8 protein-coding genes and 1 pseudogene are annotated in these 11,461 nt (G+C 56.1%); 5 read left to right on the forward strand and 4 right to left on the reverse strand.

Translation table 11 applies throughout. From position 1 onward, the window contains the following. Positions 1-8: 8 nt before the first annotated feature. Together ABK821_RS09860 and ypfH are read left to right on the forward strand one after the other, a co-directional pair. The gene (locus ABK821_RS09860; RefSeq protein WP_343178905.1) at positions 9-2,009 is read left to right on the forward strand and encodes a GNAT family N-acetyltransferase; all 2,001 of its coding nucleotides are present in this window, start codon (positions 9-11) and stop codon (positions 2,007-2,009) included. Positions 2,010-2,086: 77 nt separating this feature from the next. Continuing rightward, complete coding sequence (gene ypfH, locus ABK821_RS09865; RefSeq protein ID WP_138361086.1) at positions 2,087-2,785, forward strand: esterase; 699 nt, start codon at positions 2,087-2,089, stop codon at positions 2,783-2,785. Positions 2,786-2,861: 76 nt separating this feature from the next. Here the strand turns inward: ypfH and ABK821_RS09870 are convergent, their stop codons facing one another. From ABK821_RS09870 to ABK821_RS09880, 3 genes are read right to left on the reverse strand one after another with little or no spacing between them, the layout of a single operon-like run. Then, positions 2,862-3,062, reverse strand: a complete 201-nt coding sequence (locus ABK821_RS09870) for a YpfN family protein (protein ID WP_138361087.1) — start codon at positions 3,060-3,062, stop codon at positions 2,862-2,864. Positions 3,063-3,088: 26 nt separating this feature from the next. Beyond that, entirely contained in the window at positions 3,089-4,216 is a 1,128-nt protein-coding gene (gene dapE / locus ABK821_RS09875) for a succinyl-diaminopimelate desuccinylase (protein WP_138361088.1), read from the reverse strand. Between the two features lie 3 nt (positions 4,217-4,219). Next, positions 4,220-4,573, reverse strand: a complete 354-nt coding sequence (locus ABK821_RS09880; protein WP_138361089.1) for an ArsC family reductase — start codon at positions 4,571-4,573, stop codon at positions 4,220-4,222. Positions 4,574-5,089: 516 nt separating this feature from the next. On the opposite strand from ABK821_RS09880, the gene ypfM reads away from it, so the two are divergent. Continuing rightward, entirely contained in the window at positions 5,090-5,149 is a 60-nt protein-coding gene (gene ypfM, locus ABK821_RS09885) for a protein YpfM (protein ID WP_100181659.1), read from the forward strand. A gap of 133 nt (positions 5,150-5,282) precedes the next feature. On the opposite strand, the gene acrD is transcribed toward ypfM, so the two are convergent. Continuing rightward, complete coding sequence (gene acrD, locus ABK821_RS09890) at positions 5,283-8,396, reverse strand: multidrug efflux RND transporter permease AcrD (protein ID WP_343178220.1); 3,114 nt, start codon at positions 8,394-8,396, stop codon at positions 5,283-5,285. A 388-nt stretch (positions 8,397-8,784) separates the two neighbouring features. Here acrD and aegA point away from each other — a divergent pair, with 388 nt between their 5' ends. Both aegA and nudK read left to right on the forward strand, forming a co-directional pair. After that, the gene (gene aegA / locus ABK821_RS09895; protein ID WP_142502370.1) at positions 8,785-10,767 is read left to right on the forward strand and encodes a formate-dependent uric acid utilization protein AegA; all 1,983 of its coding nucleotides are present in this window, start codon (positions 8,785-8,787) and stop codon (positions 10,765-10,767) included. Positions 10,768-10,825: 58 nt separating this feature from the next. Beyond that, positions 10,826-11,423 (forward strand): annotated as a pseudogene (gene nudK / locus ABK821_RS09900) (GDP-mannose pyrophosphatase NudK). Positions 11,424-11,461: the final 38 nt, after the last annotated feature.

Raw genomic sequence — 11,461 nt, forward strand, 5'->3', positions numbered from 1 at the left:
GGCCCGTCATGGATGAACTGCTTCATCTGACCACACAAATGGCGCGTGAAGGCATCCGTCGTCTGCTGGTCCTCAGCGGCGATGATGCCTGGACTTTGCGTCAGGCGCAAATACTGCGAACGGCGCTGGCCGGTGACGGTCTGTGGGTCGGCCCGCAGCCGATGCCGGCACCGTACACCTCACCTGGAACGCTGAAATCCCTGCTGGGACGCGAATTTCAGCATGCCTTTTTTGATGCCCGCGAGGGCTTTGATGTCGCGGCGCTGGCTGCGCTCGCCGGTACGCTGCGCGCCGGAAGCTGGCTGATCCTGCTGACGCCTGATTTCGCGCAGTGGGCCATGCGGCCAGATGCGGATTCTTTGCGCTGGAGCGACACTCTCCTGCCTGTGGTTGCGCCGAATTTTGTCTACCGCTTCTGTCAGCAAATTATTGCCGATAGTGAGTCCATTCTCTGGCGGCAGAGACACAAACTGGTTGTGCCGGACTTTTCAGCGCGCGTCGCATGGCATCCTGCTGATGGTCATCCGCAGGCGGAGCAGGCCACCGTTCTTGCCGAACTGGCCGATTTTTCCCCCGGTATTGCCGCGCTGATCGCAGAACGCGGGCGAGGAAAGTCCGCTCTCGCCGGAATGCTTATTCGCCAACTGGCGGGCGATGCCATTGTTACGGCGCCTGCACGTGGAGCAACCGATGTGATGGCGGCTTTCGCCGGAGGGGATTTTCGTTTTATGGCTCCCGATGCATTACTGGCGTCAGAATGCAATGCTTCATGGCTGATTGTCGACGAGGCCGCCGCCATTCCTGGCCCGCAGTTGCGCCAGCTTATCGCCCGCTTTCCGCGAACGCTGTTGACCACGACCGTGCAGGGGTATGAAGGTACCGGACGCGGCTTTCTGCTTAAGTTTTGCGCCAGTTTTACGCATTTGCGGCAGTTCAGTTTGACGACGCCTGTCCGTTGGGCGGCAGGCTGCCCGCTGGAAGCGATGATTGCGCAACTGCTGCTGTTTGGCGACGAGACTTTCTGCCAGCAGCCAATTGGCGATGTGATGCTGGAAAGCGTCGATCAGGCCCTCTGGCGGCAATATCCCGGGCTACCGGAAGCGATGTACCAGTTGCTCTCCGGCGCGCATTATCGTACCTCTCCGCTGGATCTGCGGCGTATGATGGATGCGCCAGGACAGCATTTTGTCTGCGCCCGCAGCGGCGACCGCGTTGCCGGGGCGCTGTGGCTGGTGGAAGAGGGCGGGCTTGAGCCCTCGCTTAGCCAGGCTGTGTGGGCCGGGTTCCGTCGACCGCGTGGTAATCTGGTTGCCCAGTCGCTGGCGGCGCACGGCGGCAGTCCGCTGGCGGCAACGTTGACCGGGCTGCGTATCAGCCGTATTGCCGTGCATCCGGCCCGCCAGCGTGAGGGACTGGGGCAACGGCTGGTGGCCCGGGCGATATCTCTGGCGGCGGACCGGGATTATCTTTCCGTCAGTTTTGGTTACACGCCGGAGCTATGGCGTTTCTGGCAGCGTTGCGGTTTTACGCTGGTACGTTTAGGAACCCACCGGGAAGCCAGCAGCGGCTGTTATACCGCGATGGCGCTCTATCCCCTCAGCGAGTCGGGTCACCAACTGGTTAATAAGGAAGCGCAGCGACTGTTGCGCGACGAGTACTGGCTACGTGACTGGCGGGATGGCGCTTTTCCGCTGACAATGCAGGAAGCGACTATCCTTACGGAGGAGGACTGGCTGGAGGTGGCGGGCTTTGCTTTTGCCCATCGTCCGTTGCTGGCGTCGGCGGGCAGCCTGAACCGCCTGCTTATGCAGGTTGATTTACCGCTACCGGCGCTGCGGGCGCGTCTGCGGCGGCAGGACGAGTCGACGCTGTGCCGGGCGCTACAGATATCCGGGCGCAAAGCCCTGCTGGTCAGGCTACGGGAAGAGGCGGCCCAGGCGTTATCCAGCCTTAACGCAACCCGTGCCGATGCCCTGCGCCAGCAGGTGACAATTCTGCAATTTTTTTAACTAACTCCTTCAGTTAAATGACATGGTCATATTCCGCCTGTGGCGTAAACTTCCTTGCAGACATTAAGGAGACAGCCATGAAACACGATCATTTTATTGTTCAAAGCCCTGCGACACCTGCACAGCAACTGCTGCTGCTGTTTCATGGCGTCGGCGATAACCCGGTTGCCATGGGGCAAATTGGTAGCTGGTTTGCCCCGCTCTTTCCTGATGCGCTGATTGTCAGCATCGGCGGCGCAGAGCCGTGCGGGCCGCCGCCGGGGCGCCAGTGGTTTTCCGTGCAGGGCGTTACTGAAGATAACCGCCAGCAGCGCGTGGATGCCATTATGCCGACCTTTATTGACACGGTTCGCTACTGGCAGCAGCAAAGCGGCGTCAGCCCGCAGGCGACGGCGCTGATCGGCTTCTCGCAGGGCGCGATTATGTCCCTCGAAAGTATTAAGGCGGAGCCGGGTCTGGCCTCGCGGGTGATTGCCTTTAATGGTCGCTATGCGACGATGCCCGAGTCGGCGAGCACGGCCACGACCATCCACCTGATTCACGGCGGCGAGGATCGTGTCATCGATCTGGCATGGGCGGTAGCGGGACAGGAGGCGTTACAACAGGCAGGCGGTGACGTGACGCTGGATATTGTTGAGGGGCTGGGACACGCGATTAATGAGCAAAGCATGCAGTTTGCCCTCGATCATCTGCGTTTTACCGTACCGAAGCACTATTTCGACGAAGCGCTCAGCGGCGGCAAGCCGCAGGACGACGATATTATCGAACTGCTGTAATAAAAACCCCGGTAGTGAAAAACAGATACCGGGGTTAATGTTTAAAAAGCGCGGCTGGTCAGGCTGAACAATACGCTTATTTCTTTGACTGGTCGTTTTTAGGCCAGTCGTCATCATCGTCCCACTTGTCGTTGAAGTCACGATGCGGCGGCAAATCCGGCTTATTGTTGAGAAATTTTTTGTGGTCAACGCGGTTAAGATCTTTAATCACGTTGATGATCACCCCCACTAAAAAGACTAATACCAGGATCCACCAGTGTTTGATGAGCCACTCCATGCGCTACTCCTTTTCCGGCAATGCCCTCAGGCGATCAGTTGTTCCATAATGCGTTGATACATCCGCGCCAGCAGCTGGAGGTCGGCGGCATTTACGCACTCATTGATTTTATGAATGGTGGCATTCACAGGCCCCAGTTCAACCACCTGCGCGCCCATGCGCGCGATAAAGCGCCCGTCGGAAGTGCCGCCATTAGTCAGCAACTGCGGCTTTATTTCATTATAGTGCTCAATGGCGTTTACGACGGCATCCACCAGCTTACCGCGGCTGGTCAGGAATGGCTGGCCTGAAAGCCACCACTCAACGCTGTAACGTAGCGCGTGCTTCTCCAGCAGGGCCACGACGCGCGCTTTAATCATTTCGTCGGTGAGCTCGGTGCTAAAACGGAAGTTGAACTGCACAAACATATCGCCGGGAATCACATTGTTGCTGCCGGTTCCTGAGCGCACATTAGCGATTTGCATACTGGTTGGCGGGAAAAATTCGTTGCCTTGATCCCACTCAATGTTCACCAGTTCAGCCAGCATCGGCGCAGCGCGGTGTACCGGGTTATCGGCGAGATGCGGATAGGCAACGTGCCCCTGAACGCCGTGAATGGTCAGGTTACAGGTCAGCGAACCGCGACGGCCATTTTTGACCACATCGCCGACGACTTCGGTGCTGGACGGTTCGCCGACGAGGCAGTAATCCAGGCGTTCGTTGCGTGCCATCAGCGCTTCAACGACCTTGACGGTGCCATTTTTCGCGCTGGCCTCTTCATCAGAAGTGATCAGAAACGCCAGACGGCCTTTATGGTCAGGGTGATGAGCGACAAAACGTTCGGCGGCAACCACCATCGCGGCCAGAGAACCTTTCATATCCGCCGCGCCGCGGCCAAACAGCATGCCGTCACGAATGGTCGGCTCGAACGGTGGGTTAATCCAGCGGTCAGCGTCACCTGAGGGAACAACATCGGTGTGGCCGGCGAAGGCCAGCGTCTCTCCGTGCCCACGCCAGGCCCAGAAATTTTGAGTATCGCCGAAATCCATCGGTTCGACGGTAAAGCCAATCGCCCGCAGACGTTCAATCATTAATGCCTGACACCCCGCGTCATCGGGGCTGAGGGAAGGGCGGCGAATAAGCTGCTGAGCAAGCTCAATGACCGGGCAAGACATAGACTACACCTCGTTAAACTGCTGATAACTTGATTCACTGAAACCCAGCAGCATAGGCTTACCAGGCGCACAGAGCAATGGGCGCTTGATGATTGCCGGCATTTCCAGCATCAGATCCGCTGCGGCGTCGGCGTTATTGATACTGGCGCGAACCGTTTCATCCAGTTTGCGCCAGGTGGTCCCTCGGGTGTTGAGCAGGGCTTCCCAGCCGAGTTCGGCGATAAAGGTGTCGACTAATTCGCGACTCAGGCCATCAGCACGATAATCATGAAAGCGATATTCAAGCTGATGGGCGTCCAGCCAGCGGCGGGCCTTTTTTATGGTGTCGCAGTTTTTAATTCCGTACAGGGTTAGCATGATTAAACCTTTCTCTTTGAATTAGAGCCTGTCCCATTAGGGCTATTTTGCTTGTCATTTTGAACCTGGGCAGTGCTCAGAATCCTCACGTACTACGTGTACGCTCCGGTTCTTCCGCGCTGGCCGTGTTCAAACTGTCTGCGCCAATAACGCCTGGTGGGATAGGCTCTTAATCTTTGGATTGAGATACTCCGAATAGATACCCTAAATAATACGCGAATGACTGTAATAAATATCTTTTTTTCCCGCAGGATAGTTTGAATGTAATATTTTTCGTCTGTTTTTTAACCTCTCGTTTGTGCTTATCCCGACCCGGGGTCAGGGCTGGCGGATTGAGCAGATGAATGAATGTTGCTATTGGTCACATTAAACCGCCACAAATAGGCTCATAGTACTTACGAATGAAAGGGGAACATGTCGGAGACGATAGTAAAGCAATGAGAGCGATAGCAAAAACAAACTTTTCATTAACAACAAATTTGCATAAAATTACCCATAATAATAAGAGAGGTTAGTATGATTGAGCATGAACTGGGGAACTGGAAAGATTTTATCGAAGGTATGCTTCGTAAATAAGTTTCCACAATGAGAGCAGGGCGATTCCACGAGCAGGATAATAATGCAGTTGAAGCGGCCACATGAAAAAGGCGACACCATATGTCGCCTTTTCTGTTATTTGCCCCGGTGAAAACTGTCACCATCGCTTCTGCTATTGTGGCCGTTCCTTGAGCGGAAAACGGCGTCGCACAAGCGTGAAGAACAGCGGCACGAAGAAGATAGCCAGTAGGGTGGAAGAGAGCATGCCCCCCATAACACCGGTGCCGACGGCATGCTGGCTGCCGGAACCCGCACCGGTGCTGATGGCCATTGGCAGTACGCCGAAGATAAACGCCAGCGAGGTCATCAGAATTGGCCTCAGACGCTGACGGCAGGCCGATAACGTCGCGGTAAGCAGATCCTCGCCTTTCTGGTTTAACTCATTGGCAAACTCGACGATAAGAATAGCGTTTTTGGCCGACAGGCCGATAACCGTCAACAGGCCCACCTGGAAGTAGACATCGTTGTTGAGCCCGCGCGCCCAGGTTGCCAGTAGCGCGCCAATAACCCCCAGCGGCACCACCAGCATCACCGAGAACGGCACCGACCAGCTTTCATACAGCGCCGCCAGGCATAAGAACACCACCAGCAGAGAAATCGCATACAGGGCCGGCGCCTGCGCGCCGGAGAGACGTTCCTGCAAGGACATCGCCGTCCATTCAAGGCCAAAACCGTTCGGCAACTGCTGAGCCAGTTTTTCCATAATCGTCATGGCGGTGCCGGTACTGACACCGGGCGCGGCTTCGCCGATGATTTCTACCGCCGAGTAGCCGTTGTAGCGCTCCAGGCGCGGCGAACCGGTCTCCCAGTGGGAGGTGGCGAAGGCGGAGAAGGGGACCATTGTGCCGCTACTGTTGCGCACGTACCATAGATTGATATCGTCTGGTAGCATGCGATACGGCGCAGCCGCCTGGACATAGACTTTCTTTACGCGCCCACGATCCATAAAGTCATTGACGTAGCTTGAACCCCATGCGGTTTGCAGCGTGTCGTTGATATCGTCGATGGAAAGGCCCAGCGCCTGAGCTTTACGTTGATCGATATCGATCTGCAATTGTGGGCTATCGTCGAGGCCGTTGTGGCGTACGCGGGTTAGCTGTTTATTTTGCGCGGCCAGTTCCAGCAGAGTATCGCGGGCGGCCATCAGCGCATCGTGCCCGTTGCCCGCGTGGTCCTCCAGTTCCATATCGAAACCGGCTGAACTGCCGAGTCCGCTGATAGCCGGTGGGCTGCTGGCAAAGACGCGAGCCTCTTTAATCTTGTTAAACGCTTTCGTTGCGCGTTCGATGATGGCGAAAGAGGAACCGCTCGTCGGATCGCGCTGGTTCCAGTCTTTCAGGCGTATGAACATTCGCGCCACGTTCTGGCCGTTGCCACCGGGGCCGGCACCGATTGTTGCGAACACCGATTCAACGTTCGCTTTCTCCTTTTTCAGGAAATAATCTTCTACCTTCTGCACCACTTTCAGCGTTTGTTGCTGGGTCGAGCCGCCAGGCAACTGTACTGAAGTGATAAACATTCCACGGTCCTCCTGCGGCAGGAACGACGTCGGCAGATGCAGAAACAGAAAGACCATGCCGCCCAGCAGCAGAATGTAGATCATTATCCAGCGCAGCGAACGATGAAGAATTTTCGCCACCGCGGATTCGTAGCGGCTGGCGTTGCGGTTAAATAGGCGGTTAAACCCGCCGAAGAAGCCCCGTTTCCCGTGATCGTCTCCGCGGTGAATCGGCTTCAGTAAGGTGGCGCACAGGGCGGGCGTCAGAATCATCGCCACCAGAACAGACAGTACCATCGCTGAAACAATGGTAATTGAGAACTGACGATAGATCGCGCCGGTTGTGCCGCCGAAAAAGGCCATTGGCACAAATACCGCCGACAGGACCATCGCGATGCCAACCAGCGCGCCCTGGATCTGCCCCATCGATTTACGCGTCGCTTCGCGCGGCGAGAGGCCCTCCTCGCTCATGATACGTTCGACGTTTTCCACCACCACGATAGCATCATCCACCAACAGACCGATTGCCAGCACCATGGCGAACATGGTTAAGGTGTTGATACTGTAACCGCAGACATAGAGGATGGCGAAGGTGCCCATCAGCACCACCGGTACGGCAATCGTCGGGATAAGCGTGGCGCGGAAGTTTTGCAGGAACAGATACATCACGAGGAACACCAGTACGATGGCCTCAAGCAGCGTTTTGACGACGTCGGTAATGGATGCTTTGACGAAAGACGTCGTCTCGTAAGCGACTTTGTATTGCAGGCCGTGCGGGAAGTATTGCGATAGTTCGTTCAGGCGATCGATAACGCGCTCGGCGGTTGCCATTTCGTTAGCGCCGGAAGCCAGCTTGATCCCCAGGCCGGAGGCCGCCTGGCGGTTGTAGCGACTGAGATAATCATATTTCTCCGCGCCCATTTCGACGGTAGCCACGTCGCCAAGGGTGACTTCGGAACCATCCGGATTCACTCGTAACGTGATATTGCGGAACTGCTCCGGGGTTTGTAACAGCGATTGCGAATTAATGGTGGCGTTCAGCGCCTGCTTATCCACCGATGGCGTGCCGCCCAGTTGACCGACAGCGATTTGCGCATTTTGCGCGGAAATGGCGTCAGTGACATCGCTCGCCGTCATCTGAAAACTATTGAGTTTGGCCGGATCGAGCCAGATGCGCATCGCGTACTGCGAACCGTAAGCGTCGATATCGCCGACGCCGTTCACGCGACTGAGCGGCTCCTGAATATTACTGGCGACGTAGTCGGCGATGTCTTGTTTATCCATACTGCCGTCGGTGGAGACGAAAGCAAGAGTCAGGATGTTGGTGTCCCCGGTTTTTCTCACCGTCACGCCCTGGTTTTGTACGGCCTGGGGGAGCTTGCGCATTGCCGATTGCAACTGGTTTTGTACCTGCTGGACGGCTTCATCCGGGTCGGTGCCGGCGGTAAAACTTAGCGTAATCGTGGCCTGGCCGGAACCGCTGCTTTGCGATGACATATACATCAGGTTGTCAAGGCCCGTCATGTTTTGTTCGATAACCTGGGTGACGGTATTTTCCAGCGTCTGTGCTGAAGCGCCGGGATAGTTCGCGGTGATCCGCACGTTAGGCGGGGCCAGTTCGGGATATTGCTCAACGGGAAGCGATAAGATTGCAAGCGTTCCGGTCAGGCATAAAAGGATGGCCAGAACCCACGCAAAAATGGGGCGATCGATAAAAAAATTCGCCATCAGAATCAGGACCTCATTGTGTGCATTTTTTTGTTATTGCGCAGCCTGTGACACTCTAGCGGCAAGCTCTCAGACAACTGTGGAGAAAGCAAGGAGAACGTGTAAGTTATCGTGCGCCGTTTCTGGTAGCGTAAAGAATCGTCCTTCTCTCTCTACCTTTATCAATATTTCCACGTTCTTCCCGTCGCCGCAGCTTCTCTGGCGTAAGCAATTATTACCTGAATAAATAAAACGCAATTTCATTTAAGTCAAAAAAATTGATCCAACTCGGGTTATTACCAAAAAATCGCCATCCTGGGCAAATGTACATTGTTCCGGTACCGCCTTGTCGGTTAATAGATAGGCATGCGAATTGAGGGGTTATTCACCACTAATACTGAAGGATGTCATGAACCACTTTATTTTAAGCGATAGTCATAAGTGCATCGGATGCAAGGCTTGTGAAGTTGCCTGCGTTATGGCGCACAACGATGAGCAGCATGTATTGACCCCGCAGCGTTTTTTGCCGCGTATCACGGTTATCAAAGGCGAGCAAAAGCGTAACGCAGTAACATGTCATCATTGTGAAGGGGCTCCCTGTGCCCGCAGTTGTCCAAATGGCGCCATCAGCCAGCTTAACGGCAGTGTCCAGGTTAATCAGGAGAAATGCATTGGTTGTAAATCCTGTATGGTCGCCTGTCCGTTTGGTGTGATGCAAATCGTCCTTACGCCGGTAAAGGCGGGAAGCGTCAAGGCGACAGCACACAAATGCGATTTGTGCAGCGGTCGTGAAGAGGGGCCTGCTTGCGTACAGAATTGCCCGGCCGAGGCACTGCAGCTGGCGACGGACGACACGCTGCTGAATCTGGCGAAACAGCGCCGGCAACGCGCGGCGCGGATGGACGCTCAGCCGTGGCACAGCCATTCCGGCGCGGTGGTCCCACTGCGCTCTGTCGGAAAAGCGGCGCGCATGGCCGCCACGCCGCCGCGTGGCGAGGCCGATAAACTGTCTGCTGAGGCGCGTAAAGCTAATTTCGCCGAAATATATCTCCCGTTTAGCGCCGGACAGGCCAGCCGTGAGGCGGAACGCTGCCTGAAGTGCGGCGAACACAGTATTTGCGAATGGACCTGTCCGCTGCATAACCATATTCCGCAGTGGATTGAGCGCGTCAAAGCGGGCGATATCTCCTCCGCGGTGGAGCTTTCTCATCAGACCAACTGTCTGCCGGAAATTACTGGCCGTGTCTGCCCGCAGGATCGCCTGTGCGAAGGGGCCTGTACGCTGCGCGATGAGTACGGTTCGGTCACTATCGGCAACATTGAACGCTATATTTCCGACCAGGCGCTGGCCAGCGGCTGGCGGCCGGATCTCTCGCAGGTGGTTGAAAGCGGCAGGCGAGTGGCGATTATCGGCGCCGGCCCCGCCGGGCTTGCCTGCGCTGATAATCTGGTGCGCAACGGCGTTCGGCCAGTGGTGTTTGATCGCCACCCGGAAATCGGCGGCTTGCTGACCTTTGGTATTCCGGCGTTTAAGCTGGATAAATCGCTCCTTGCCCGGCGGCGTGAAATCTTTACCCAGATGGGCGTGCGCTTTGAGCTTAACTGCGAGATAGGCAAAGATCTCCCGTTGACCACGCTGCTTGACGACTACGATGCGGTGTTTATCGGCACCGGAACCTACCGTTCAATGAAAGCGGATCTGCCAAATGAAGACGCGCCAGGCGTGTATGATGCGTTGCCATTCCTGATTGCCAACACCCGGCAGGTGATGGGGCTTGCTGAGCTGCAGGATGAGCCTTACATCAACACCGAGGGGCTGAATGTTGTCGTGCTGGGCGGCGGCGATACGGCGATGGACTGTGTGCGGACTTCGCTGCGCCACGGCGCGAAACAGGTCACCTGCGCCTATCGTCGCGATGAAGCCAACATGCCGGGCTCGAAGAAAGAGGTTAAAAACGCGCGTGAAGAGGGGGCGATGTTTGAGTTTAACGTCCAGCCAGTGACGCTGGAACTGGATGCGGAAGGCCACGTTAACGGCGTACGCTTCCTGCGTACCCAACTTGGCGAGCCGGATGCTCAGGGGCGTCGCCGTCCGTCGCCGATCCCGGGAAGCGAGTTCGTGATGCCTGCCGATGTGGTGATCATGGCTTTTGGTTTCCATCCACACGGCATGCCCTGGCTGGAGTCGATCGGCGTACAGCTTGATAGTCGCGGTCGGATTAAAGCCAGCGTTGAAAGCCGCTATCGTTATCAGACTACCCATCGTAAGGTGTTTGCCGGGGGGGATGCCGTGCGCGGCGCTGACCTTGTGGTGACGGCGATGGCGGAAGGACGCCATGCTGCGCAGGGGATAATGGATTTCCTCGGTGTGAAATCGAATCCGCTTCACTAACGACAAAGCGGGTCCCGCGGCGTAGTATGACGACGTCATTCTATGCTGTGGGGCCTGTATGTCACTCAATATCAACGTCATCAAAGATAAAATCCTCTCCGAAAACTGGTTTGTTTTACGCAATATGACCTATGAACTCACGCGCAGCGATGGCAGCGTGGTGCGCCATAAGCGTGAGGTTTACGATCGCGGAAACGGCGCCACCATCATGCTGTATAACCGGCGTAAGCAGAGTGTCGTGCTGGTACGCCAGTTCCGCGTCGCCACCTGGGTAAACGGTAATCAGGATGGCATGCTGATCGAAACCTGTGCCGGGCTACTGGATAATGACGAGCCGGAAGTCTGTGTGCGCAAAGAGGCCATTGAAGAGACCGGTTTCGAGGTTGGGGAAGTGCGTAAACTGTTTGAGCTGTATATGTCTCCAGGCGGCGTCACCGAGCTTATCCATTTCTTTATCGCCGAATACAGCGATGCCCAACGGGCAAACGGCGGTGGCGGCGTTGATGATGAAGATATTGAGGTGCTGGAACTGCCTTTTAGCCAGGCGCTGGAGATGGTCGCGAACGGGGAGATTCGCGATGGCAAAGCGGTGATCCTCCTGCAATATTTGCAAACATCCGGGCTGATGACGCGGGATATCTGATAAATCTGATTGAGTAAAACCTTGCCGCTGGTGAACATGGCCGCTGTTTAT

Origin of the sequence: Klebsiella sp. KE9456, from assembly GCF_043832615.1 — a bacterium.
In the GTDB taxonomy this organism is placed as follows: domain Bacteria; phylum Pseudomonadota; class Gammaproteobacteria; order Enterobacterales; family Enterobacteriaceae; genus Klebsiella; species Klebsiella indica.

Bases quoted from the DNA above. Each gene is read 5' to 3' on its own strand.
- ABK821_RS09870 (WP_138361087.1), bottom strand. From the start codon at position 3,062: ATGGAGTGGCTCATCAAACACTGGTGGATCCTGGTATTAGTCTTTTTA.
- ypfH (WP_138361086.1), top strand. From the start codon at position 2,087: ATGAAACACGATCATTTTATTGTTCAAAGCCCTGCGACACCTGCACAG.
- ABK821_RS09880 (WP_138361089.1), bottom strand. From the start codon at position 4,573: ATGCTAACCCTGTACGGAATTAAAAACTGCGACACCATAAAAAAGGCC.
- ABK821_RS09860 (WP_343178905.1), top strand. From the start codon at position 9: ATGGATGAACTGCTTCATCTGACCACACAAATGGCGCGTGAAGGCATC.
- aegA (WP_142502370.1), top strand. From the start codon at position 8,785: ATGAACCACTTTATTTTAAGCGATAGTCATAAGTGCATCGGATGCAAG.
- dapE (WP_138361088.1), bottom strand. From the start codon at position 4,216: ATGTCTTGCCCGGTCATTGAGCTTGCTCAGCAGCTTATTCGCCGCCCT.
- acrD (WP_343178220.1), bottom strand. From the start codon at position 8,396: ATGGCGAATTTTTTTATCGATCGCCCCATTTTTGCGTGGGTTCTGGCC.